We start from the raw sequence: 25,533 nt of genomic DNA, 5'->3' as shown, positions 1-25,533 counted from the left end.
AGCATCATCTCTGACCTCACCTACTCCATTGAAATAGGAAGCTCCAGCGAATCCATTTTCAAACCATCTTTAGCTGAGTAATAAAACAATTCTACCCTCGTAACGAATTCATGTTTAAACGTAATGGTAAATTCCCCCCAGGCAGGGGCCCCATCTGTTTGATAGTTGCTCGTTTCCACTACGTTCTCCCCATCATAAAGATCATATTGAAAGACCCCTTCAAACACACGTGCCTTCCCAGTGACCGTCACTTCATCTCCAGACTGAGTGACTACCACATCTTTGAATGCCTCGTTCTCATAAACCACATCCCCTGGAACCTCTGTCTCTGACTTACTTTCCGTTGGCGGAGTTTCTTCTTTGGTTTCTGTAACAATCGGTTTCTCATTTCCTTCTTTTGATTGTTGGGTACAAGCAACAAGACCACCAATCATTAATAACGTTATGATAAAAACCAGTATCTTCATCAATCTGCACCCCTTTCTTACCATAATGGAATGGGCAAACATCCTTTTAAAGGGCCGCTTTACAGCGAATATATTAAACTAATATTCGGTTCCTGATTATATTATACTCTTGTCGCTACGTACATTTTCATCGGTCAAAATCCATTAGTCCCTACATACTAGCGTATGACCTTCTCCATGCTTCACCCATTTTCAATCCTCCCATTTACACCTTTTTAACAAAAAATGAGACTTTCCGCCCGGAATATAGTGGAAATCTTTACAAAAACCCTCGGGATACCGGGTGTTATTTATGATAGATTAATAGATGCCCGGCCGAGGCTATTACATATTAGGAGGATCATCACATGAAGAAAACCGGACTACTTACATTATCTCTTGCTTTATCCATGGCATTCCTGCCTGGAGCATCCAGTGCATCGACGACTGACGCGACCATCACCGATTCCCAAGGAAACACGGTGGAAATCGGGCATGCATTGCCGAAATCGAAAACAAAGGGAAAGCAGACCTTCGACACTCCTTCTCACGTTGAGAACAGCACGATAGCGGACGTACTTGATGAAAAAGGAAAAAAGATCAAAGAAAAATCAATTAAAAAGTCAAAAGACAAAAAAGCCAAAGATCCATCATCTGAAGAATTATTCGGTCTGTTCGACTGGCTAGGCGGAGGCGGATCCGGTGGTGGAACCACTACTGAGCCTCCTGCGACTACAACCCGTACGGTGACAGTACTCGTCGCTGTGGATGAAGAATATCGCGCAGCACATCCCGATTGGCAGACGCTCACAACGAATATCATCGAAAAAGCCGATGACGGCTTCACGCGCGATCACGGCATCGACTTCGAAATCAAAGCCTTTGCACAGTGGAATTCAAATGGAAACAACGCTTCTGAAATCCTGCAGGATCTTGACCGTGACTTTAACGGCAACGGCTATGACTTCGTCGCAGGCTTCACCCGCGATGTGAACTTCAATTCAGGCGGTATCGCATACGTGTACCCTTCTGCACCGAACGGAAGTGCCATCAGCGTCAACCTTGATCAGGGAGCTGAAAACACATGGCACGCGGCCCAGCACGAATTCTCCCACAACTACGGAGCAGGTCACGACGCCCAGGGCAGCGGGATCAAATGCATCATGAACTATGACTATTCCTATCAAGTAGACTACTGGGATCAAGAACACGACAACCAAATCGAAGCACATAAAACGTGGTTCGGGAACTAATTGAACGAAACAGAGGGACAGGACCCATGGCTCATTTTGAGCCGGGTGACCTGTCCCTCTGTTTTTCTGTATTCCCCCTCCACTCTTCCATCTCTTCCATTCCGGCAGAAAGACCTTATCCCCCTGTCTTTTTTCGATTTTTCACAAAGGCAATCAGGAGAAGGAGAATCGGGATGACCACGAGGAACGGGAGATGAAGGACATACATGGCTACCTTTAATCCTTCATGGATGTGTTCTTGGAAATTGCTTGCAATCGACATGGAGATAAATAAAACGATCAGACCTAAAGGGTACGAAAGCTTAGAAGGGGAATGAACCTTAAACAGGCTGGCCGTCCCGATGACAGCCGCATAAAACAATATACTGATTTTGAAAAAAATCCCGATGACTAAGCCAAGCATGAAAAACACATCCAGGCGTTCCAGGAAATCGGCTACCTGGATCGACTGAACCGTGCTGAGCAGGGGAAATTGGGAACGTGCCGTCAAATCCACTCCGAGGACACTGATATTAATGAGCATCGTCAGAATTAAGTTAATCCCACTCAACCCTGTGGCGCAGAACATGGTCAACTTCGCTTTCTTGGGATTATTTAAATACGGCAGGATCATCGTGAAGACAAACGCTTCTGTAAACGGGAAATATAAGGTTTGAGTGAAGACGACTTTCAGAATGGGCTTAAGTCCCTCTTCCAAAACAGGCTCCAGGTTGGTTAAATCAATCAGACCGGACACGACGATCAAGATGAATCCAACAACCGAAAGGGTAAACATGAACATAAACAACAGCTCCCCTGACCGCCCGATCACTTCGATCCCTTTTTGGACCATATAGATAATCACCAGCATTAACAATGCATTGGCGATGAATAGAGGGGTTTCAGGATAAGCAAACGTCAACAACATTTCACCAAAATCACGCAATACCCTGGAAGCATTGTACATGAAATAAGCTATGTATAGGAAAGCAAGGAGTGTCCCCGCTGCCTTCCCGAGAATTTTTTGCATGTACTCTGAAGGAAGGAGGTATGGATAATACCAATACAATTTGTGATAGACGAGCAAAAGGGCGAAGCTGACAATCATTCCGATCATGATGGAAAGCCACGCATCCTTTTTGGCATCGATGGCAAGAGGGACAAGTAAAGCACTTCCCATTTCAAACAGAACCATCATGACAAAGAGCTGTATGCTGCTGATTTTCGCCTTTTCCACTTTACGGGTCCCCCCTTTTCCTCACTCTTCTTCCAAGCTTGAAAGAAACGATTTATTTCTAAGACCAGCGCGACGAACAAAGGCTTCGACTGTGACATCCACCTGACATTCAGGAAAATATACGTCGTTCCACAGCGGTTTCATCTTTTGCCAATCTTGTGGTGAAGAACGACGGATAACATCACCGAATCCAAAGACATCTGCCTGATTGGACTTAGCTTGTTCAATTGCTTGTTTGATTTCCTTTTTGATTTCTTTCTCCACCTTTTTCTCTATCTTTGAGATCACCAGTCCATCCGTGATATCCAAGGGGACATTCATTTCTCCGATACTTCCTTCTACTCTTGTACGAACGGAAACATGAGGCTTCCCATTTTTCATTTTTCCTGACACATTTGTTTTCTGACGAATCGTTTGATACGCAATCGCTTCCTTCTTTCCTTTCCAATCGATATTGAGGTCCGTCCCCTGAATCTCATTTTTGACCCATACTGTTCCCCTTGCTCTTTCACCATAAGACCAGTCCACGAGTTTCCCATCTTTGAGAATGGCGATGCCACTGGATTCAAGGGTGGATTCCGGTTCACTCTCCTGAATGTTGTCTAAACGGCTCGCAATCTCGGGATCCCCGACCAGTCGAAATCCTGAAACCACAGTCGACCCATCGGATGACTGCAATCCCTTCATGACGTCCTGGATTGAGGTCTTCAGGCTGTGCCCCCATGCTTTTTGAGAGAACTCTAATGCCTTCAGCACTTTATTGGCTGGTATTTTATCTACGGGGGTCAAGGTTTTCAGCAGATCCTTTGCAGTGGAAGAATTCGTAATCACCATAGTCGTTGTAATCCGGAATTCATGATCACGGTCGATGGCATCGATAATTTTCGTTACTCCTTCTTCTCTGGCAAGTTTTTCTCCAATGACGACGAGATTCGCATGTGCATAATATAATCTTCGGGAAATCTTGCTCGAGGCTTGCCTGCTTGTTTCCACTAAATTATCACCTGTTGCCGAGTAGATCGTAACCGGAGGACTTTGTGTTCCCTGTATCCCACCGGCCACATTCCCAGGATTGATGATCTGCAGGGTCATGGTGTATTTTCCGTCGTCGGTTTTATCCACTCCTATGGCTGCCACGATGGCAAGATCCGTTAACTCTTTCTTGCTCCAACAACCGGAAAGGAAGAGGATTATGGGTAATATGGTCAGGATAAGCGTCCCTTTACGTTTCATTGCTGCCACCTCCGTCCCGGTTCACCATCTTACGGGAAGCAGGAATATCCGGGCCTTGCCGTGACCCTTCCCTCGTCGTATTCGCACTTATTAAGCGAGGTCTTTGTCTCAACGTCCACCATGGCAAACGAACAAACGTATCTTTATTATTAACGGGGATAAATGGAGCAAGCGGAGCCATATAGGGCACACCAAAGGAACGTAAACTGCATAAATGGACGACCATCAAGAGGAAGATCAAAATGATACCGTAAAAACCGAAAGTCGCTGCCCCAATCATGAACAAGAAACGGATCATGCGGGCAGAGATCGCCATATCAAAGGAAGGAGTGGCAAAGCTTGCAATTGCCGTGATCGATACAATGATGACCATGGCCGGTGATACAATGCTCGCTTGAACCGCCGCCTGTCCAATCACAAGTGCCCCGACGATTGAAACAGCGGAACCAATCGCTTTCGGCAGTCGAAGTCCGGCCTCCCGGAGGATCTCAAAGGTGATCTCCATCAGAAGAGCTTCAACAAATGCCGGAAAAGGAACAGATTCTCTTTGAGCCGCAATGGCGACAATGAGGGTTGTCGGCACCATCTCCTGATGGAAAGTAGTGACGGCCACAAATGTCGCAGGAGCAATAAGGGAAATCGCAAACATCAATACCCGTAACAGACGAATAGACGTCGCAATATCAAACCGGGCATAATAGTCTTCAGCCGATTGAAAAAATTGAACGAACACAGCAGGAGCAATCAACACAAAAGGACTTCCGTCCACAAATATGGCAACCCGACCCTCAAACAGATTCCCTGCCACAACATCCGGCCTTTCAGTATTAAAAATGGTGGGAAAAGGCGTCAGCGTTTGATCTTCTATCAACTGTTCGATATACCCTGACTCCAATATGCTGTCGATGTCAATTCTGTTCAGCCGCTGACGGATTTCTTTCACCACTTCATCATTGGCAATGCCATGTATGTACATCAAGTTCACATCCGTCTTGGTGACGCGCCCCACCTTTACGGACTCCATCCATAAATCTGGAGTCTTGATGATGCGGCGTACCATAGCGGTGTTGGTTCCGATACACTCTGTAAAAGCCCCTTTAGGACCCCGAACAACCATTTGAGTGGTGGATTCAGAAATGGCCCGGGTTTCCCCCCCTTTCGTGCAGGCACTCAACCCCTTAGGGATTCCATCGATCAGGACAACCGTGTCACCACCCATCAAGTGGGAAAACAGGTCTTCCCATGTTTCAACAGACGACACGTTCCCAACCGTCATCATGTCATCTGCGAGCACTTCCAATGCATCGTGTTCAGTGAACGTCTTATTATGCTCATCTTTCATCATCGATTGCAGCAGGAATTCCTGGATCGATTGATCATTCACAATTCCTTCAATATAAAGAATCGCCGTTTGAATCGTAGACTTCTCCCCCATGTTCACATGGCGAATGATTACGTCTGAACTATTTCCGGTTTTTTCCCTGATGACCTCAAGATTGTCCGATAGGGATTCTTGTATATGATCGTCAGGCTGAGCCGGATTTTCCGCATCTGGCTCCTGTTTCTTTCTTTGTTTTCGGCTTTTGAAGAACGAAGACATAGGTTGTGACACCCTTCTCTTATTTTTTATTACTCTAACCAAATACGGGATCTTTATGTAATTTTTTACACCGTATGAACTACCCTCTATGAGAAAAAGCTAGTAAGAGGAGCGTGATCAACATGAAAATCATGGGTATTACTTTATTAATGATGGGATGTTTACTGGCTTTCTCGATCGGTCTTGATCTTCTGCAGGGTTTCGCCATTTCGAAAGCATGGCAAAACGCATACAGCCCCTTCCGCGTCATGGAAGTGGCCGAATTATTTGTGCTCTCCTTTCTACTCATCACTTTCCTGGCTGGAGTATCCTATGATGTATATAAGAAGAAAAAAGCAGAAAAATGAGCTTTCCCCAACTCCCCCTCTGTCCTTCTCACCTTTTTATTCCCCCCCTTCTGTTCCCATCATCTTAAAATTCTCCATTCTGAGAAGCTTCACACTTTCCATACCCATTCCAATCTTTTATAATGTAATTAAGAATTATTATAATTATCACACTATTCAAGTGGTAGTTGCTTTACTCCATTTTACAAAACGGGAAGGTGAATCGTTATGGAAAAAGAAAATCGCCCTGATCAAAAGGACCACTCTGCCGCATCGGGAGAATGTCCGTTCACTCATCACAAGGATAGTGCTATCACGACGACAACAGCCCCTGGAGGAACGACGAACAAAGAGTGGTGGCCGAATATGCTCAACCTCAGCATGCTTCGCCAGCACGACCGGAAATCGAACCCCATGGGAGAAGACTTCAGCTATAAAGAAGAGTTCTCAAAACTTGATTACGATGCGTTGAAGCAGGATCTTCACAACCTGATGACAGACAGCCAGGATTGGTGGCCAGCCGACTACGGTCATTACGGTCCTTTCTTCATCCGCATGTCCTGGCACGCGGCAGGTACATACCGTGAAACCGACGGACGTGGAGGCGGTTCGTCAGGTGCACAGCGCTTCGCTCCCCTGAACAGCTGGCCGGACAACGTCAACCTTGATAAAGCAAGACGCCTTCTTTGGCCGATCAAACAAAAGTACGGAAACAAAATTTCATGGGCGGATCTTCTTGTCCTGACAGGAAATGTGGCCCTTGAATCCATGGGCTTGAAGACGTTCGGCTTCGGTGCAGGACGCGAAGACATCTGGCATCCGGAAGAAGATGTGTATTGGGGTAATGAGAAGGAATGGCTCGCTGACAACCGCTACTCAGGGGACCGTGAGCTTGAGAACCCACTTGCTGCCGTACAGATGGGACTCATCTACGTCAACCCGGAAGGCCCGAACGGAGAACCGGATCCACTCGGAAGCGCCCGTGATATTCGCGACACGTTCGGACGCATGGGGATGAACGATTATGAAACCGTCGCCCTGATTGCCGGTGGTCACACATTCGGTAAAGCCCACGGAGCCGGTGACGCTGAGCTTGTCGGCGACGATCCGGAAGCCGCAGACATCGAAAACCAGGGACTCGGCTGGATCAGCTCATACGGAAGCGGAAAAGGCCGCGACACGATTTCAAGCGGTGTAGACGGTGCCTGGACGACGAACCCGACGAAATGGGACAACGGCTACTTCGACCTTCTCTTCGGCTACGAATGGGAGAAAACGAAGAGCGCAGCCGGCGCTTCCCAATGGACTCCGGTCGGCATGACCGAAGAACATATGGCTCCTGACGCCGAAGATTCATCCATCAAAGTAAAGACCATGATGACGACGGCGGATATGGCCCTCCGGATGGATCCGGATTACGAGAAGATCTCCCGTCATTTCTATGAAAATCCGGAAGAATTCGCCGACGCTTTTTCCCGTGCCTGGTTCAAGCTTCTTCACCGTGACATGGGGCCGAAAGCACGCTACTGGGGTCCAGAGGTTCCGGACGAAGAATTGATCTGGCAGGATCCGGTTCCGGCAGTGGACTACGATCTTTCTGACAGTGAAGTGGCTTCACTGAAACAACAAATCCTTGACACAGGTTTAACCGTTAGTGAACTCGTAAAAACGGCCTGGGCATCCGCCAGCACCTACCGCGGTTCCGACATGCGTGGTGGAGCGAATGGTGCACGCATCCGCTTAGCTCCTCAGAAGGACTGGGAAGTAAACGAACCGGCTCAGCTTGAGAAAGTCCTTGGCGTCTACGAGGATCTTCAAAGCAAGCTCGATAAAAAAGTCAGCCTTGCCGATCTGATCGTATTGGGCGGAAACGCAGGCGTTGAAAAAGCCGCACGTAAAGCAGGCTTCGATGTGACCGTTCCATTCTCACCTGGCCGCGGCGATGCAACGGCGGAACAGACCGACGCCGAAAACTTCGGAGTATTGGAGCCAGTATCAGACGGATTCCGCAACTATCAGAAGCAGGAATACGCCGTCAGCCCGGAAGAAATGCTCGTGGATAAATCACAGCTTCTTGGTTTGACTGCACCGGAAATGACCGTTTTGATTGGCGGCATGCGTTCTTTAGGCGCCAATCACGGTGAATCGAAACACGGCATCTTCACAGACCGCGTCGGTACACTGAACAACGATTTCTTTGTGATCCTTCTGGACATGGGCATCGAATGGAAACCAGCCGGCTTCAATCAATATGAAGGCCGCGACCGCAAGACCGGTGAAGTCGTGAGAACGGCTACACGCTTCGACCTGGTGTTCGGTTCGAATTCTGTCCTTCGTGCCCTGGCTGAAGTATACGCACAGGATGATAACAAGGAGAAATTCGTCCGTGACTTCGTTGCCGCCTGGGTGAAGGTGATGGATGCGGACCGGTTTGATTTGAGATAGACAATAAGTGACACGCCTTATCCTTTTGGATGGGGCGTGTTATTTTTCTGTTAAAACAAGCAGGGTTCTGCTACCATTAACTTACAATATATTCCTGAAACTGATGGAGGAAATAGATGAAAAAGAATATACTCGCCACCCTTTTATTTCTACTTCTTTGCTCATCCATAGGATATCTGCTTACCATACCCACCTTATCAGTGGCCAATAAACTAAAAGCCCATTTTTCAATAGAAGAGAAAGTGATCTATTCCAACGCTCCCCCTATCATCATCGATCCCGATACGAAATCTGTTGACTGGGATGGAGAGCTGCCTAAGTGGAGAGTTTTGTACCGAATCATTGGGGGTACCGACCTTGCTGACTCCCTACATAAAAATGGGACACAGAAGAAAGCAGTGTTTGGAACTTTAGGGATGATCCTGATCCTTTTGCTCACCTATCTTTATCGATTGTCGAAGAAACGCAAAAAACCTGATGCCGCCTTAACTGAATCCAGTAAAGATCCGGCCATCCTACAACAAAGAAGACTATTTGTTTGTCCAAAAGCAGTTGAAGTAAGTCAAGGCCCTTCCTTTTTGGCGATAGGAGGGCTTTTTTTAGTGAATGGTAGAATTCGTTCTGCGAATCCCCCGTCCATCCGGAATCCTTTTTTTAAAAGGCTGTTTTCGTATACATTGTTGCTTTTTGATGTAGCGAGTGGTGGTTGATTTCCGCTCCAGGTGCTCGCTTTCCGCGGGGCTGGCGGTGAGCCTCCTACCCTTCACAAACTCATTGACAAACCCCTCTCCCTCCATTATTATCAGTATTGATAATAATTCTAAAAGGATGTAGTTGAATGACCGATATAGATACAGATTTGATCCTCCACCCCGTCCGGATGCGCATCATACAGCATCTCTCCAAGGGAGCGGCGACGGCACATGAGCTGAAGGAATGGATGACGGATGTCCCACAGGCCACCCTTTACCGTCACTTGAATCGATTGACGAAAAGCAAAATCATTCACATTATCGATGAACGGAAAATCCGTGGCGCTGTGGAGAAAACGTATGCCATACAGGAAGACAGTCCCTATATGACCGTGGAAGATGTACAGCAGCTGTCAGGGGAAGAGCATCTTAAATGGTTCATGACCTTCTTATCCACCGTGACAGGTCAGGCCAGGAACTACCTTCAGGACACCCCTGACCTCACCCGGGAGTCGTTCGGATATAACCAGTTAGACCTGTATTTGACTCCTGAAGAACTCAAGGAGCTGACGGACGGTATGAACGAGCTTCTGAGCAAATTCAAACCGAACCGGCCGTCCCAAGAAAACGATAAAATCTCTCTCATCCAAATGCTCATACCAGACCCTAAAGGACGTGACAACCAATGATCAGATCCACATTTTACAGAAAAGTATTCGAACTGAACGGACATCCCGTCATCGCAAAAGGATTGCGGAAGTTCGCCCAATCAAAAGTAAGTAAACCCTTCATCGCTTCTTTTGCCAAAGTCTATAAATTGAATATGGAAGAAGCGACTCGGGAACTCCGGGAGTACGGGACGCTCCATGATGTTTTCACACGGGAACTGAAGCCGGATGCACGACCGATCGCTGATACTCCCGATGCATTCGTCAGCCCATGCGACGCCTATCTATCTGTTGTAGACGACTTGACACCGGAGAGTACGTTCATGGTCAAAGGACAGGATTATACGGTGGAAGAATTGTTGGGATCTGCTGAGAAAGCCGCACCGTACTCAGGCGGACAGGTTCTCATCTTTTACCTGAGTCCGACCGACTACCACCGGGTCCACGTCCCGATCGATGCCCGCGTTGAGGAAGTCTACACCCTCGGCAAACACGCCGATCCCGTAAACGAACTCGGACTCACCCACGGGCTCCGTCCACTCACCAGGAATTACCGGCTCGTCTCCAGGTTTGATGTGTCAGGATCCCCTCTTGCCCACGTCATGGTCGGGGCGCTGAACGTGAACTCGATTGTGAGGACAAATACGGCTCAAGTTGTTCATCGTGGAGATCCGTATGGGTACTTTTCATTTGGCTCCACGGTCCTTCTTTGTGTGCCGAAAGGAAAGTTTCGCTTTACCAGGGATAAAGGACCCGTGAAGATGGGAGAGGAAATCGGGAAGTGGCAGTCATAACCAAAAAGGCGCCTGTTCCAACTGGAGACAGGCGCCTTTTCGATGTTACCGGACATCACGCCCTACACACTCCCGTTCTTCTTCCTCTTTGTTTTCCGTTCTCCTTTCTAACTTATAAACTAGCACTCCACCCAACAACACAATAAAAAAAGACAGGGGCTGAAGACCATCTGGTCAACAATCCTCCGCCTTTGGAAAACAAATACCGATTCCGGTCCCTGTACCGACTTCGCTCTTGATTTGGATGTCTCCGTTCATCGCTTCGATCACCCTGTAAACGACCATCATCCCCAGGCCCGTTCCTTTTCCCTCTTTCGTAGAGAAGTAAGGTTCTCCGAGGCGTGAGACTTGGACCGGAGTCATCCCCGCCCCTTCATCCTCAATGAGTATACAAACCTTATCGTCCTTACAGCTTAGGGTGACATGAATGGCCCCTCCGTCGGGCATCGATTCAATCCCATTTTTCAAAATGTTGACGAGGACCTGTAAAAACAAGCCGGAGTTTCCCTTAATCGACATATTCTCCAAGCTTGAATGGATAAGCACATTATTCATATTGGCCAGGGGTTGAATAACCTGGATCGCCCCGGTTATGACGTCTTTAGCAGATAGTATCTTGATGTTCTCCGAAGCAGGCTTTGCAAAGGTCAGATAGTCATGAATGATATCAGTTGCCCTATCCATCTCTCCCATGGCCAATGCCAGGAATTCCTTATCTTTCTCCGTGACCTCCGGTGATTCCTGCACCATCTGAACAAATCCCCTTGATGTAGTAAGGGGATTCCTGATTTCATGAGAGATGCTCGCTGCAAGATGACTCACGATCTCTATCTTTTCCATCCGGATCAGCCGGGTGAGGATCAGGTTCTGTTGGCGAAAATATTCTGTGAGACTAATAGAGATCATCATCCCCGCCACATGTATAAAAATGTACAACAGGGAAAAAGAAAGGGTCAGCGGCACTTGAAGGATGGTAGAAACACTGATTACGATCCCTGTACAGGTGAAAACGACCAGGGAAGAGGAAAGGAACAGACGTCCCCTAAGCTTACTCCGATCAAAAGTACTGCGGAGCAACATGCTAGATGTAAATAAAACAGGCAGTGTCACAATGGCAATCCACACACCTTCCCCACCATAGATGACCCTGATCAAAGCCACCACTCCCCCTAAAAGGACCGCAGTGACAGGATGGGCATAGAAGCAGGCCAGTACAAAGGAAATGAAACGCAGATCGAATATGAGGCCGTTACTGATTTTGAAAGGGAACAGCATACACAACAGAATGGAAAACCCTAATGAAAGAAATATAATAACCTCATTATGCCTGCTGTCCGTTCCCCTTTTATTCATCCAAAATTGGATAAAAAGGATGGACATGACAATCACTAATAAATTGATTAAAAATTCCTGGATGCTATCCAAACATTAATCCCCCTTGTGTTCTGTCACCATTATAAGGGAATCTGGAAGATGAGACCAGTAAATTTCCATATTCACTCTACATTCCATATATATGGAATATATGCGAAACCCGTTATGGTAAAATGGAACAAGGAGGAGATGCATATGAAAAAAGTGTTGGTATTTCTAACAGACGGCTTCGCCGATTGGGAAGCAAGCTATGTCACAGCGGAGTTGAATAAGTCTTCAACTGGCTATCAGGTTGAGACCGTAGCACTCGACAAAGAGCCCAAGATTTCCATGGGCGGGTTGAAGGTCCTTCCTGATTACAGCATGGATGATGCTCCAGAAACGTTCAGCATGTTAATCCTGCCTGGCGGAACCACGTGGCGGGAAGAGAAGAATCAGAAGATCGAGAAGTTGGTGAAGGATTGTTTCGACCAAAACATTCCCGTCGCAGCGATTTGCGACGCCACAACATTCCTCGGCATGCACGGATTTCTTGATCACAGCAGGCATACGGGAAATTCACTTCCTTATTTAAAAGAAGGAGCACCGGCTTATCGTGGGGAAGAACATTACATAGCCCAACCTTCCGTACGTGACAACGGTCTGATCACGGCGAATGGGACGGCTGCCCTAGAATTCACAAGAGAAATCTTATTGGAATTGAACGTACGGGACGAGAAAGACATTGAGAATTGGTACGGGTTCTTTAAGAAGGGCTCGATTCCGTCCGTTTAACAAAAGAGAGCCAGGGGTCCCTTGGCTCCCATAAAAATGAGGGACGGACCTATAGGTCCGTCCCTCCCGTCTTCTATCTAGTTCCCATAAATCGATCCGCTTGATGAATTCAATACACCGTCAACAGCATCGAGCTGATAGGAATAGCCTGTGTGATTCGTCCAGTTTGTCATATCGATGGTATCTCCGTCATTCAGCTTAATGATGTTAATACCACTGATTGAGAGCGGTGATACCTGGCTGGGCCGGGAAGCCGCTTTGGCAAGATACACGGATTGATTGGTCCCGCCAGGCTGTACGACGACCCTTGCTGATCCATCTGCTTCGATTAACAGAGCCGTCTGCTCGTTCACGGCAATCCCCCTCGCCTCAGTGGTCCATCCATCCAAGAGATTCCGTGATAAGAATCCCACCAGGCGCCCCATCCGGTCCCGCTGCTCGAAGTGACTATCCGTGATCGTATGATCCAAATAACGATTCTCAAGGAAGTTCCTTGAGAACGTCATATAGCGGTTGTAAGGATCAGCCAACGCTTCATCCGAATAGACGGTTCCGTTGGCGGCGTCATAGACGAAATCTCCTTGGATTGCGAGTCCGGCAGACGTCCCGCCGATGGGAATCCCTTTCTGAATCCTCGAATTCAATGCATCCTCCAATGGAGTCCCTTCAATATAATCCACATATAGAAACTGATCTCCACCTGCAAAGAAAACAGCTTCAGCATTCTTCACTTTATTCAGTACGAAGCTGTCATACGAAGCGTTCCGGTTTTCCAACAGAATGGTTTCCACTGAATTAAGCGGAGACTGATTGGCTGCAGCTAAATCATATAAGTACTGATTGTACCCGTCACTTCCCGACGTTCTGAGGATCACGAAGTCCCCTCCATTCGCTTTCTCTGCCATCCACCTCATCGCCTCATCCACATCCGTCGATCCTCCCATCATATTCACACCGTACGTCGTCTGAGTCGTGACATCGGCTTGACTTCCATAAGGGTAGTACGTATAGCTGCTTCTTGCAGCACCTGCCGTCACCACGGTGCTTCCCCATAAAACCATTACCAAGCATCCAGCGATCCATTTCTTCACATGCTCGTCCTCCTTTTTATTCAATCACCAACCTTAATGCAAGTTCCATGCCAATGTCTAAAACGGCTATACGACTGAATAATAAGAATATTTAAAATTCAATTGGTTCTTATTGGTTTCCATCCATTTCCACCAGAAATACCATTAAAGAAAACGGCTTTCTGAAAGAATGGCCTATATACATTTCGCGCATACTAACGTATTGACACAATCATAAGGGTGAACGTTATGAATACGAACCAAACAGGCACGTTGGAAGAAAGAGTCTCTGCGCTTCTTACATCATGCGGGAACAGCTCCGATTTGAAAATACGCTACTTACATGTAGCCGGTCACGATCTTCAAGCCTGCCTTCTTTACATAGAGAACATTGTGGACACAACATCGATCCAGGAGCATATCATTGAACCCTTTATGCAGAATCGAACCTGCGTTGACAAGGAACGGCTCCTCCCTTTTTTAATACAACAGGTCATTCAAGTGACCAATATCGAAACGATTACCGATCCTGATACGATCATCGCAAAGTTAATGGAAGGAGCCACTCTTATCCTCTTTGAAGATCGGCAAGACGTCCTTGCCGCCGATACATCCAAATGGGAGGAGCGATCCCCCTCAAGTCCCAAAGGGCAGCGGACCGTCCAGGGACCAGATGTGGGATTCACGGAGAGCCGCAGCGGAAATGTGGGAATGATCCGCAAATATATCAAAAACCCCTCCCTAAAGGTTGAAACCGAAACCTATGGCCATATCACTCAGACGTCTGTCTCCCTTGTTTATCTTGATCATGTAGTCGACCGTGACATCCTGAAGGCCATTAAACAAAAGCTTACAGACATCTCCCTGGAATCGGTCATTGGTTCCAATTATATTTCAGAGTACTTAACCAAAGAGTCAAAAACCCTTTTTCCCTTAATTCTTGACACGGACAGACCCGACGTTGCCGTGGCGGAGGTCTTGGAGGGGCGGGTGTGCATCGTTGTAGATGGAAGTCCATATGCCCTGATTGCCCCTGCAGTATTTATTCAATTCTTTCAGTCTGCGGACGATTATTCTATCCAGAGTGAAGCAACAAAGTATGTGCGGTCCCTCCGGTTTATCTTTTTCTGGGTGGCTCTTTATATCCCAGCCCTTTATGTGGCGTTCACCACCTTCCATAAGGGGCTCCTGCCGGTGAATCTGCTGGTGGGATTCACCGCACAACAAGAACTCGTCCCATTTCCCACCGCCTTTGAGGTACTGGCGGTTGTCATGCTGACAGATGCCATCTTTGAGGGAACGACCCGTCTTCCACAGGCCGTCATCATCACCCTTTCTTTATTCGGGGCCATTGTGTTCGGTCAGGCTTCTGTAGAGGCCCAGCTCGTTCAGCCCATTACCCTGGTCATCGTCAGTGTTTCGTTTATTTATTCCAGTCTCGTTCCGATAGCCATCATGAACTACTCAGTCAGGATACTAAAGATCAGTCTGATTCTGATCGGGGCTCTTCTCGGGCTGTACGGACTTGCCTTATTCACGCTATTGCTTTTAGTCCATCTCTGTTATTTACGGTCCTTCACCGTTCCCTATCTGTCCCCCATTACTCCATTTGCACGGAGGGACATGGCCAAGGACGTTTTTGTTCGAAATCCTATCCCGGAAATCAACCAGAGCATACCGCTATTTCATAAGGAAGAGCCGATGGAGGATCCTTCCAATAAGGAGAATGAATCGTGAATGTAACGAAATTACGTCTCATCACCATCCTTTTTATCCTGATGGGCATCATCCTTGTGAGCTATGTCAAGAACAACCGGTTAGATGAGGTTGAACTGGTGTCAGGTCTCGGAGTGGATAAAGCAGAAGAAGGGTATACCGTTACCCTGCAGATCTTCAACCCATCTGCGAATCAGAAGAACTCTGTGGACCCGACAGGCGGGTTCACCTATACCCACATGGGGAGAACCATACCCGAAGCCATCCAGAAAATGAAAAAGGAATCTTTGAAGGAGCCAATTCTTGACACCCTTCAAATCGTAGTCATGAGTGAGAAGCTAGTGAAAGAAGAAGGGTTGACGGAAACCCTGGATTTTCTGATCCGTGACCCTCGGGTTCCGGCAAATACCAACACCATCATTTTAAAAGAAGAACGCCCGGATGTTTTCCTGAACTTGTTCACTCCTCAGAAGAAACTGTCTTCCCTTTATACGAATACTATGCTAAAGAATTCCACAGAAGCCTGGGGGAACCTGGTGGGCGCTTCTTCAGAACGGATTAAGAGTTATCTTACTGACAAGACTTCGGACATCGTAATCCCTTACATGGTGGTTCTCGGAAACGTGGAGAAAGGGATGTCCAAGACGAATATCGAAGGTTTCACCCCTGGAACCCGCCTTTCCCTTGAGGGCTTCGCAACATTTAAAGGGGAGAAGCTTTCCTCCTACTTAACCCAGGAGGAAAGCAATACGTTGGCCTTGATCAAGGGAGTCGATCAGGTTGTCTCGATTTCCACCCAGTGTCCCAACAGTGATCCTTCGTTCACTCTCAACACGATCAAAACCTCGTCTTCCCTTAGAGCGGAAACGGACCCAGTCAGATTCCGACTGAGAGTAAAATTAGAAGGAAACCTTGAGCAGTTTTCCTGCAGTAAAGATTTGAACAGCTTAGCCTACGAGAAGAAGCTGGAGCAGAAAATGGAAACGCAGATCAAGTCCGACATAGAGAAGTTCATCCAGAAGACAGAAGAGGAGGGGACGGACGTCATTGGACTTCAAGATGCCCTTTATCGTCAACATCCCGATGTATGGGAAGAGAAACGAAATGAGAAGGATTTCCTTTCTTCCCCACAAGTTGAGACATTTGTAGATGTTCAATTCAGAGGATTAGGCCATATTAAACAATAAGAGAAAAGGAGGGGGAAAGAGATGAACAAAGAATCCATCTCGTTGCTTGAACTATGTACCATGATGCTCCTTTTTTTAATTGGAAGCACCGTCGTGGTTGGCTTGAATTTTTCTGCCATGGAAGACAGCTTTTGGGCGATCTTAATCGAAATGGGATTTGGGACTCTCTTGTTCTACTCCTACCTTATCCTGTTAAAAAGGAGTGAATGGAAAGAATTCGTCCCTCTCTTGGAAATGGGGTTCGGATCCGTATTTTCAAAGGTTTTGGCTGTTTTATTCAGCTTCTACTTTCTTTACATAGCCGCAAGAGTGATGAATGATTTCGCGTTTTTCACCACTCAAGTACTATTCCCTGATGCCCCCAACTGGATTGCTTCCATTCCCTTCTTGATCGTGATTGGTTACTGTATCATCCTTGGATTCGAAGCCATTGCAAGAAGCGCAGTCATCCTATCCTTTTTCTCCATAGTGACTCTTGTCGCTCTGTGGCTCCTTGGTTTTTTCTCAGCGGAATTTCAAGGTAGATTCTTGATGCCTCTCTTCTCACATGGATGGAAGCCCCTTTGGAAGATGATCTTTCCCATAGGTCTTACATTTCCTTACGGCGAGCTCGTTGTGTTTCTCGTATTTATCCCGCTCACGGTCAAGAAAGGTCAGCTCATCACGTTCGCATGGATTCCCATCGTTCTTGCCGGTCTTATCATTATAGTGACGATGGAGCTGGTCATCGGGATCCTCCATGCACCGTTTGCCAATACGTATTACTTCCCTTTTGTCAAAGCGATGGAAATGATCTCGTACTTAGGAGTGTTAGAGCATCTGGAAATCTTCACCTACCTCCTTCTGATCGGTGGGGGGTTTATCAAAATATCGGTGTTCATCTATGCGGCAAGAATCGTTCTTACCCAGTTATTCACGATGAAACATAAGAATTGGCACGTTCTTCTCTTGCTGTCCATTGTGTATATCCTTTCTCTTCACCGCAGCAGAGATATTGAGGAACATTTATATGTCGGCTTGAACCTGGTTCCCTACTACCTCCACATCCCGTTTCAATTCATTCTCCCCTTTCTGTTGGGAGTCGTGGTATTTTGGAAAACGAGGAAAAGAGCATAAAAAAAGGGGCTTATCCCTTTTGAGATAAGCCTCTTCCTCTTACTCTGAAACCTTCACAACCGTTCTCCCTCTTGCCTTTCCTGCCAGGATTTCAGACAGGGCATCAGGTAGATCATCAAATGAGACTTCACGCTGAATGTCCTGCAGTCCATCGGGCTTCAAATCCGTCGCCATGCGTTCCCAAAGCGTTTCTCGCAGATCTTTCGGGCAATACACCGAATCAATCCCCAATAAGTTGACGCCTCTAAGAATGAACGGGAACACTGTCGTCGGGACATCCCCCCCGCCTGTCAATCCGCTGACCGCAACCGATCCCCCGTATTTGGTGTTGCTCAATACGGCGGCAAGCGTCTTACCGCCGACAGGATCGACCGCACCGGCCCAGCGCTGTTTCCCGATCGGACGGATCTTCTCAGGGTTCACGTCATCCCGTGAGACGATCTCTTTTGCACCTAACCCCTTAAGATACTCATGTTCCGACTCTTTCCCTGTACTCGCGATGACGTCATAATTCCGTTTTGCAAGCATGGAAACCGCCATGCTCCCTACTCCGCCTGTGGCTCCCGTCACCAATACCGGCCCGTTTTCAGGAGTCAATCCGTTCTTCTCCAATTGATGAATGGACAGGGCCGCTGTAAATCCTGCCGTCCCGAACGTCATCGCCTCTTTCATGGTCAACCCTTCCGGAAGCGGGATGACCCAATCAGCCGGGACCCGGGCATATTCGCTGTATCCCCCGTAATGGGAAACACCAAGCTCATAGCTCGTCACAACCACCTCGTCACCCTCTTGATAGCGGGAATCTTCTGATGACGTAACAACTCCCGCGAGATCGATCCCCGGTACAAACGGATACGATTTCACAATATTCCCCTTCGGAATGCTCGCCAGCCCGTCTTTATAGTTCACGCTGGAATAATGGACGCGGATCGTCACATCCCCTTCCGGTAAATCGTCATGTGTGAGGGATCCAACGTTCAACGAGAAATCTTCTTCCGTTTTATTGACAACAAGTGCTTTAAATGAGTTTGACATCTGAATCTTCCCCTTTCGAATGAATTACGTTCATCATAGTATATTTTATACTGACCGGTCAATTTATTTTATCCGGCCAGTTTAAAAATACCCTGGCATTTTGTATAATGGATGTAGTTTCAACTGGAGGTTGTATGTCACAATGGCGAAAAAAGCTGAACAACGACGCAAACAAATACTAAAGGCCGCCTTTCAAGCCGCATCGGAAAAAGGTTACGAATCCGTCACCCTTCAGGATATTGCCGATTACGCCGACGTCAGTAAAGGGGTCACCAACTACTATTTTAAAAATAAAGGGGACGTCTTCGCCCACCTGTTTGAATGGCTCACCACCAGGATTTATGAAAAAGAAGCAGAATCCGTGAATGGGGAGGATTCTGCTCTGGGTAAACTCGAGGCTTATCTTCACCAGGTGTTCATCAGCCCTTCTGAAAATCGGACATTCTACCGGGTGTACCTGGACTTTTTGGCCCAAGTGAAAAACGATGACCGCTACAAACAAATCAACCAGGGTTTCTATGAAAACTGCTGGTCCATCGGGGAACAAATCATCCAGCAGGGAATCAAAGAGGATGTCTTTCAAGTCAAGGACATCCAACAGGCCGCCAAAAGCATCCGGGCCATGATCGACGGCAGCCTCATTCAATGGCTCATGCAGGATGACGATGAACTGCACGAGGATTACCGGAAGATGTGTTACGAATCGATCCTGCGCATCCTTTCTCATTAGAGAGAGCAAGCCAAGGGGACAGGTACCGTGGATTTTTTGGGCCGGGGTACCTGTCCCCTTGGTTTTTTTTTCAGCGATCTCCATTTCCCCCGATATTAGCGTCGCCACCTGTCACCTACTCTCTGGCAGGGGAACCAGGCGGATTATATGACGGTGGGACTCTGAGCCAGCCCCTGGAGATCATCAAGTTCTTTAACGGAGCGGCGAATTTCATCAGATTGATCTGAATGGAAAAGAACATCAATCCGACATCGGTCCGGACAGTCTTTGACATGGCCTGTGCGCAGAATGTGATGGAAGCTGCCACTTTAGCCGAGATAAGGTTCGCAATCTCATCGTCATTCAGCTTCACCCCTTCCGGCACGGCGCTTTGTTCTGACTGGGGTTTATCCGGATTGACCAATGGCAGGGGGACGCCTTCGTTTAATAGAAGTTTCTCTATTTTCTTGGTATCGGCGAGACTTCCTTCTAATGCGTTCTGGAGCACATGTAGCATATCCTTGTCCGTCGTCGTGTTCAGGCCTATCTGATAGAGGGCGTGGGCCTCATGAAAGGCCGTGAATGCCATCCAAAGATCCATCACTTCACCAACGTGGAGAGGAGGTTTGGGCGCTTCGTCTGTAAAATTCTTCATGATGGCTGATATCGCTTCGAATACATGGGTCATCTTTGTACCTCCTGATTGCTTGTTCCTCCTATTATTCCTCTATATGTGTCAAGCATTCAGAAAAACCAGAAGAGGCAGAAGCCCTGGACTTGGATCGTCCGAGGTATCTGCCCTCTTTTGAAACGTTTATCGGCGAGATATTCATTTTATCGGCGAAATTTTGATTTTATCGGCGAAATTTTGATTTTATCGGCGAAATTTTGATTTTATCGGCGAAATCCTGATTTTATCGGCGAAATTGTAAATATATCAGCGAATCTCGACTCTACTCAACTACGCCCAATCCCCACTTCAAATACCCCATCAGCCACTCCGTCTGTTCCTTCAATTGAATCGTCTCGGCATCCAGAATCGCATGGTCCAGTGCCATCCCATCGATATGGGAGATGATCGCCTTGGCCATCACGTCCGGTTCAAACCTTGGTGAGAACTCACCCGCTTTGACGCCTTCTTGGATGATACTGGCGGTCATTTGATAACCATCAGCATATCGTTTCTGCGCGTGTTTCATCCTACTTTCGTCATGGCGCCCCGTTACAAAATACTCGAGCTTTGAAGATGCCAGGGCATCCATTTCATTTGTCGCCTGTTTACTCTCCCCAAGAAAGCTCATGAGGAGGACATCCCAATAGCTTCCATGCTCCTGAAGCATCGACTGGATATTTGCCTCTATGTGTTCTCCCTGCTCTGCGTCAATTAATGCTTCGAAGAGATTTTCCTTATTTTCAAAGTATTGATACAATCCCCCCCGGCTTACACCAGCCCGTTCCATGACATGCTTCATGGTCGTATGTTCATAGCCGAGCTCGCTAAAGACTTCCCGGGCGGCCTTTAATATGTTAGAGCGGCGCTGCTCCTTGTGTTCCTGACTGACTTTCGGTGACATTCGGCTCCTCCTCTACTTTATTTTTTACAGCAATGGATAGGAAGAATAATACGATCAATAGGGAACCGGTCACAATGAAGGATGGGATGATTCCGATGATCGTCGCAAGGGCTCCCCCTGCCAACGGCCCGATGATCGTCGCCGTGGTCGTCGTGCTGTTGACGACTCCGAAGACCCTGCCCGTCATATGGACCGGCGTCTTCTCCTGGGTCGCTGCCTGGAACGGGATGAACACGAAACCGGCAGATGCCCCTGCCATCAAGCCAAGGGCCGGGACCCATAGCATCGATAAACTCAGATCATAATGCGTCAGAATCCCCATCAAACCAAATCCCATGCCGATTCCTAGTACCCCTGCACACATATAGACAAATGCGTTGTAGTCCGTTTTCTTGGAAAGATAAATACCGGTCAGAAGCATACCTGCACCCGCACTTGCCACCAAGTATCCTAAGAGATTCGGTGAAACGTCGGTCAACTGGCGCAACAGGACGATAAACTGGGAATCCGATAACTGCAGAATCAACAAGCTGACTCCAAGCAAAAACAATCCATATAACAAGAAACTACTCTTCTTAATGAATGTGAAACCGACCTTGATTTCTTCCTTGAATGAAGGTCCGTCCCTCTTCTCTCTTTCAACTTCCACTTCTCTGACGGCCTTTGGCAAGAAGAAGATAAGGATGGCCGACAGGATGAACGTAGCAGAGTCCAGATAGAAGACGTTGTACGTTCCGATAAGGGAAACCAGGATCCCACTGACGAGGGGTCCGATGACCTTCGTGCCTGAGTCAATGGTGGAAGATAGGGACATGGCCCCCTTGATGTTCTCATCGGGTACAAGTTCCTTCAACTTCCCGTTCTTCGCCGGAATAAAGACCGACGAGAACATCCCCGTCAGGAACAAGCATCCATACACCATCCACACATTGGTTGCGAGAGTCAGAAGCAGAATCAGCACACCTCTCACCAGATCGGAAAACACCATCAGCGTCTTCCTCTCCATCCGATCGGCAATCGTACCTGTGACCGGCCCAAGTAAAGCCATGGGCAATGCCAGACTCAAGATAATCAACGACATCTGCATCGGTGTTGCTTCCCATTTTAACCCGACCAGCGTAATGATTGCCACTATGCTCAACCAATCCCCGAGTCCCGAAATTGCCTGCGCCGTCATCAATGTGATGAACGGTTTGTTTTTACGTAAAGAGTTCTCCATGTGAATCTCCCCTTTTTAAAATGACACTAATGTCGTTTTGTTACTTTCAGTATATCGACACTGGTGTCATTTTGCAACGGACTTTTAGGAATTTTGTGAAAATAAAAAGCTCATCGTCTCCATGAGCTTCATTTCACCTTATTCATCCCGATGATCGAACATACGGACACACTTCTTTTCCGAGTGTTTTGTTCTATTTTCAATGATATTCGTCCCATCAGAAGATTCTTTATCTTTTTCACAAAATTGCTTTACTTGCTTCCCTTTTTTTGTTAATCCATAATAATAGGTAATATCCGGTTCATCTTTGAAAATGATCATATAGTGCCCATGATGAAAATCCCGATTAATCAGGTATTTCGGTTCTACATAAAGCGATTTCTTTATCCTGTCCTGTGTCATTTCTTTTTCCTTTAAATAGTTCGGAACATACTGGTTCACAATAAATTCCGTATACGGGTTTCCGTTATTCAACACATACAATAAAACGGTTGGAATAGCCAGTACAATGATGATGGCGGCAAAGGCCAAAAACCAACCTCTATTCATCTATTCTCCTCCTTAATCGTAATGGAATCTATTCCACTGCAGAGATCTGTAATAATACACCACATCGTGAAGCGCCCCTCGCATATCTATAGCATTTGTAATCACAGCAAATAGCGAAACGCCAGCAAGCCTCGCAAAGACCACCCTTGTATAGGAATCAAACCAAGCAGGAATACTATGACCATTGCTTTTTTGAACATCAAAATCCCCCTTTCTAAAAGAGAAGCTTATCCCTTGACAAAAAACCGTAAATATATAATAATGAATATCGAATTAGAATTATTACAATCTGTTAATGATTCTCAATCAAACACTTACTTAGGAGGAATTTACACTATGTCATTAATCGGTTCACAAGTCGTACCATTTAAAGCAGAAGCATTCAAAGATGGTGAGTTCATCACTGTTACAGACGAAAGCCTGAAAGGTCAATGGAGCATTTTCTGCTTCTACCCTGCAGACTTCACATTTGTTTGCCCGACAGAACTTGAAGACCTTCAAAATAACTACGATACACTGAAAGAGCTTGGCGTAGAGGTATATTCTGTTTCTACGGACACGCACTTTACACATAAAGGCTGGCACGACAGCTCTGAAAAAATCGGTAAAATCAAATACGCAATGATCGGTGACCCGTCACAACGCATCACTCGCGGATTCGATGTATTAAATGAAGAAGACGGTCTTGCTGACCGCGGAACATTCATCATCGACCCGGATGGCGTAATCCAGGCAGTTGAAATCAATGCTGGCGGAATCGGCCGTGACGCTGATATTCTAGTAAGCAAAATCAAGGCTGCACAATATGTGCGCAACAACCCAGGCGAAGTTTGCCCGGCTAAATGGCAGGAAGGTTCTGAAACACTTAAGCCAAGCCTTGACTTAGTTGGTAAATTATAAGGAGTGCTACGCATGCTCGAAGCAGATATTAAAGCACAATTAGAACAATACCTGCAAATGATGGAAGGCGACATCGTCCTGAAAGTCAGTGCAGGGGAAGATGACACGTCGAAGGATATGCTCGCTCTTGTCGAGGAGCTTTCCTCCATGTCATCCCACATCTCAGTGGAAAAAGAAGAACTGACAAGAACACCAAGCTTCAGCGTGAATCGTCCTGGTGAGGAGACCGGTATCATTTTTGCCGGGATCCCTCTTGGGCATGAATTCACTTCCTTGGTCCTTGCCCTTCTTCAAGTGAGCGGCAGAGCGCCGAAAGTGGATCAAAGCGTCATTGACCAGATCAAAAGCGTTCAAGGCGAACACCACTTCGAAACGTATGTCAGCCTAAGCTGTCATAACTGCCCTGACGTCGTACAGGCACTGAACATCATGAGTGTCCTGAACCCGAACATCACGCACACGATGATCGATGGAGCTGCATTTAAGGAAGAAGTGGAACAGAAGAACGTCATGGCTGTTCCTGCTGTCTACCTGAATGCGGAATTCTTCAACGGCGGTCGTACGACATTAGAAGAGATTCTATCCAAAATCGTAGAAGGCCCAAGTGCCGATGAGTTATCGGATAAAGAACCGTATGACGTCCTAGTCGTAGGTGGCGGTCCTGCCGGATCAAGTGCGGCGATTTATGCTGCACGTAAAGGCATCCGTACGGGGATCGTCGCTGAACGCTTTGGAGGTCAGGTCCTTGACACGATGAGTATCGAAAACTTCATCAGCGTGAAGCAGACGGAAGGTCCGAAACTTGTGGCGAGCCTTGAAGAGCACGTGAAGGACTATGGCATCGATGTCATGAACCTTCAGCGTGCCAAGCGCCTAGAGAAGAAAGACCTCGTGGAACTTGAGCTTGAAAGCGGTGCTGTCCTGAAGAGTAAGAGTCTGATCATCTCGACAGGTGCACGCTGGCGCAACATCGGCGTTCCTGGCGAAGAGAAGTTCAAGAACAAGGGAGTGGCATATTGCCCTCACTGTGACGGACCACTCTTTGAAGGGAAAGATGTCGCTGTCATCGGCGGAGGAAACTCCGGTATCGAAGCAGCCATCGACCTTGCAGGAATTGTCAAGCACGTAACCGTCCTTGAGTTCAACTCAGAACTGAAAGCCGACGACGTGTTACAAAAACGTCTTTACAGCCTTCCGAACGTGACGGTAATCACGAACGCTCAAACCCAGGAGATCACGGGTACAGATAAAGTGAATGGTATCACTTACAAGGACCGTGAATCTCTTGAAGAGAAGCACGTCGAACTACAAGGTGTATTCGTCCAGATCGGTCTTGTGCCAAACACAGACTGGCTCGGTGACCTTGTAGAACGTACGAAATTCGGTGAGATCATCGTGGACAAACACGGTGCCACCAACGTCCCTGGCGTATTCGCCGCAGGAGACTGTACAGACAGCGCCTACAACCAAATCATCATCTCCATGGGATCAGGAGCAACCGCCGCACTAGGCGCGTTTGACTACATGATCCGCAACTAAATGGATGTAGAGGTCCGTCCCTTTCGAGGGACGGACCTCTTTTTGTGTGAATGATTGCTTATCACGATAGACGGCAGAGGGACGGACCTTAAATCGAT

General features: G+C 47.3%; 24 protein-coding genes. 13 read left to right on the top strand and 11 right to left on the bottom strand.

Features of this window, described 5'->3' with window-relative positions; genetic code table 11:
• Window positions 1–20: 20 nt before the first annotated feature.
• Window positions 21–467 carry a Gmad2 immunoglobulin-like domain-containing protein gene (locus JI667_RS14425; protein ID WP_206855990.1) on the bottom strand — a complete coding sequence of 149 codons (447 nt, stop codon included), beginning with the start codon at window positions 465–467 and terminating at the stop codon, window positions 21–23.
• 347 nt (window positions 468–814) lie between these two features.
• On the opposite strand from JI667_RS14425, the gene JI667_RS14420 reads away from it, so the two are divergent.
• Window positions 815–1,699 (top strand): zinc-dependent metalloprotease, encoded by an 885-nt coding sequence (locus JI667_RS14420; protein ID WP_206855986.1) that lies wholly within the window; start codon window positions 815–817, stop codon window positions 1,697–1,699.
• Window positions 1,700–1,814: 115 nt separating this feature from the next.
• On the opposite strand, the gene JI667_RS14415 is transcribed toward JI667_RS14420, so the two are convergent.
• The 3 genes from JI667_RS14415 to JI667_RS14405 are packed head-to-tail and all read right to left on the bottom strand — an operon-like array spanning window position 1,815 to window position 5,748.
• Complete coding sequence (locus tag JI667_RS14415) at window positions 1,815–2,915, bottom strand: GerAB/ArcD/ProY family transporter (protein WP_206855982.1); 1,101 nt, start codon at window positions 2,913–2,915, stop codon at window positions 1,815–1,817.
• A 21-nt stretch (window positions 2,916–2,936) separates the two neighbouring features.
• The gene (locus JI667_RS14410; protein WP_206855979.1) at window positions 2,937–4,148 is read right to left on the bottom strand and encodes a Ger(x)C family spore germination protein; all 1,212 of its coding nucleotides are present in this window, start codon (window positions 4,146–4,148) and stop codon (window positions 2,937–2,939) included.
• Window positions 4,138–5,748 (bottom strand): spore germination protein, encoded by a 1,611-nt coding sequence (locus JI667_RS14405; protein ID WP_206855975.1) that lies wholly within the window; start codon window positions 5,746–5,748, stop codon window positions 4,138–4,140. The genes JI667_RS14410 and JI667_RS14405 overlap by 11 nt, the downstream gene beginning before the upstream one ends.
• Before the next feature lie 122 nt (window positions 5,749–5,870).
• On the opposite strand from JI667_RS14405, the gene JI667_RS14400 reads away from it, so the two are divergent.
• From JI667_RS14400 to JI667_RS14380, 5 genes are all read left to right on the top strand, one after another.
• Complete coding sequence (locus JI667_RS14400; RefSeq protein WP_206855971.1) at window positions 5,871–6,095, top strand: hypothetical protein; 225 nt, start codon at window positions 5,871–5,873, stop codon at window positions 6,093–6,095.
• Between the two features lie 207 nt (window positions 6,096–6,302).
• Window positions 6,303–8,519: a catalase/peroxidase HPI gene (gene katG, locus JI667_RS14395; RefSeq protein WP_206855968.1), complete on the top strand. Its 2,217-nt coding sequence runs from the start codon at window positions 6,303–6,305 to the stop codon at window positions 8,517–8,519.
• A gap of 116 nt (window positions 8,520–8,635) precedes the next feature.
• Window positions 8,636–9,229: a hypothetical protein gene (locus tag JI667_RS14390; protein WP_206855958.1), complete on the top strand. Its 594-nt coding sequence runs from the start codon at window positions 8,636–8,638 to the stop codon at window positions 9,227–9,229.
• Between the two features lie 128 nt (window positions 9,230–9,357).
• Complete coding sequence (locus tag JI667_RS14385; RefSeq protein ID WP_206855955.1) at window positions 9,358–9,900, top strand: helix-turn-helix domain-containing protein; 543 nt, start codon at window positions 9,358–9,360, stop codon at window positions 9,898–9,900.
• Entirely contained in the window at window positions 9,897–10,673 is a 777-nt protein-coding gene (locus JI667_RS14380; protein WP_206855951.1) for a phosphatidylserine decarboxylase, read from the top strand. Before JI667_RS14385 ends, JI667_RS14380 begins: the two co-directional genes overlap by 4 nt.
• A gap of 174 nt (window positions 10,674–10,847) precedes the next feature.
• On the opposite strand, the gene JI667_RS14375 is transcribed toward JI667_RS14380, so the two are convergent.
• Window positions 10,848–12,098: an ATP-binding protein gene (locus JI667_RS14375; protein WP_206855948.1), complete on the bottom strand. Its 1,251-nt coding sequence runs from the start codon at window positions 12,096–12,098 to the stop codon at window positions 10,848–10,850.
• Window positions 12,099–12,242: 144 nt separating this feature from the next.
• On the opposite strand from JI667_RS14375, the gene JI667_RS14370 reads away from it, so the two are divergent.
• On the top strand, window positions 12,243–12,821 hold the full coding sequence (locus JI667_RS14370) for a type 1 glutamine amidotransferase family protein (protein WP_206855945.1): 579 nt from the start codon (window positions 12,243–12,245) through the stop codon (window positions 12,819–12,821).
• Between the two features lie 77 nt (window positions 12,822–12,898).
• Here the strand turns inward: JI667_RS14370 and JI667_RS14365 are convergent, their stop codons facing one another.
• A complete protein-coding gene (locus JI667_RS14365; RefSeq protein ID WP_206855943.1) occupies window positions 12,899–13,912 on the bottom strand; it encodes a cyanophycinase in 1,014 nt (337 codons plus the stop codon).
• A gap of 228 nt (window positions 13,913–14,140) precedes the next feature.
• Between JI667_RS14365 and JI667_RS14360 the strand changes: the two genes are divergently transcribed.
• From JI667_RS14360 to JI667_RS14350, 3 genes are read left to right on the top strand one after another with little or no spacing between them, the layout of a single operon-like run.
• Complete coding sequence (locus JI667_RS14360) at window positions 14,141–15,628, top strand: spore germination protein (protein WP_206855940.1); 1,488 nt, start codon at window positions 14,141–14,143, stop codon at window positions 15,626–15,628.
• Window positions 15,625–16,794: a Ger(x)C family spore germination protein gene (locus JI667_RS14355; RefSeq protein ID WP_206855937.1), complete on the top strand. Its 1,170-nt coding sequence runs from the start codon at window positions 15,625–15,627 to the stop codon at window positions 16,792–16,794. Before JI667_RS14360 ends, JI667_RS14355 begins: the two co-directional genes overlap by 4 nt.
• Window positions 16,795–16,815: 21 nt before the next feature.
• The gene (locus JI667_RS14350; protein ID WP_206855935.1) at window positions 16,816–17,910 is read left to right on the top strand and encodes a GerAB/ArcD/ProY family transporter; all 1,095 of its coding nucleotides are present in this window, start codon (window positions 16,816–16,818) and stop codon (window positions 17,908–17,910) included.
• A gap of 39 nt (window positions 17,911–17,949) precedes the next feature.
• Here the strand turns inward: JI667_RS14350 and JI667_RS14345 are convergent, their stop codons facing one another.
• Complete coding sequence (locus JI667_RS14345; protein ID WP_206855932.1) at window positions 17,950–18,945, bottom strand: NADPH:quinone oxidoreductase family protein; 996 nt, start codon at window positions 18,943–18,945, stop codon at window positions 17,950–17,952.
• Between the two features lie 142 nt (window positions 18,946–19,087).
• On the opposite strand from JI667_RS14345, the gene JI667_RS14340 reads away from it, so the two are divergent.
• Window positions 19,088–19,675 carry a TetR/AcrR family transcriptional regulator gene (locus JI667_RS14340; protein WP_206855913.1) on the top strand — a complete coding sequence of 196 codons (588 nt, stop codon included), beginning with the start codon at window positions 19,088–19,090 and terminating at the stop codon, window positions 19,673–19,675.
• A 115-nt stretch (window positions 19,676–19,790) separates the two neighbouring features.
• On the opposite strand, the gene JI667_RS14335 is transcribed toward JI667_RS14340, so the two are convergent.
• The 4 genes from JI667_RS14335 to JI667_RS14320 all read right to left on the bottom strand — a co-directional run bounded on the left by JI667_RS14335 (window position 19,791) and on the right by JI667_RS14320 (window position 22,996).
• A complete protein-coding gene (locus JI667_RS14335) occupies window positions 19,791–20,342 on the bottom strand; it encodes a DUF3231 family protein (protein ID WP_206855910.1) in 552 nt (183 codons plus the stop codon).
• 265 nt (window positions 20,343–20,607) lie between these two features.
• Window positions 20,608–21,228 carry a TetR/AcrR family transcriptional regulator gene (locus JI667_RS14330; RefSeq protein ID WP_206855907.1) on the bottom strand — a complete coding sequence of 207 codons (621 nt, stop codon included), beginning with the start codon at window positions 21,226–21,228 and terminating at the stop codon, window positions 20,608–20,610.
• Entirely contained in the window at window positions 21,182–22,447 is a 1,266-nt protein-coding gene (locus tag JI667_RS14325) for an MFS transporter (protein WP_206855904.1), read from the bottom strand. The genes JI667_RS14330 and JI667_RS14325 overlap by 47 nt, the downstream gene beginning before the upstream one ends.
• A 138-nt stretch (window positions 22,448–22,585) precedes the next feature.
• Window positions 22,586–22,996, bottom strand: a complete 411-nt coding sequence (locus JI667_RS14320) for a DUF3139 domain-containing protein (RefSeq protein ID WP_206855901.1) — start codon at window positions 22,994–22,996, stop codon at window positions 22,586–22,588.
• 336 nt (window positions 22,997–23,332) lie between these two features.
• Between JI667_RS14320 and ahpC the strand changes: the two genes are divergently transcribed.
• Entirely contained in the window at window positions 23,333–23,896 is a 564-nt protein-coding gene (gene ahpC / locus JI667_RS14315; RefSeq protein WP_206855898.1) for an alkyl hydroperoxide reductase subunit C, read from the top strand.
• 12 nt (window positions 23,897–23,908) lie between these two features.
• The gene (gene ahpF / locus JI667_RS14310; protein ID WP_206855895.1) at window positions 23,909–25,435 is read left to right on the top strand and encodes an alkyl hydroperoxide reductase subunit F; all 1,527 of its coding nucleotides are present in this window, start codon (window positions 23,909–23,911) and stop codon (window positions 25,433–25,435) included.
• Window positions 25,436–25,533 lie beyond the last annotated feature (98 nt).

Source organism: Bacillus sp. NTK074B, assembly GCF_017303375.1.
GTDB lineage: Bacteria > Bacillota > Bacilli > Bacillales > Bacillaceae_B > Rossellomorea.
This window is presented reverse-complemented; position numbering and strand designations above follow the sequence as displayed.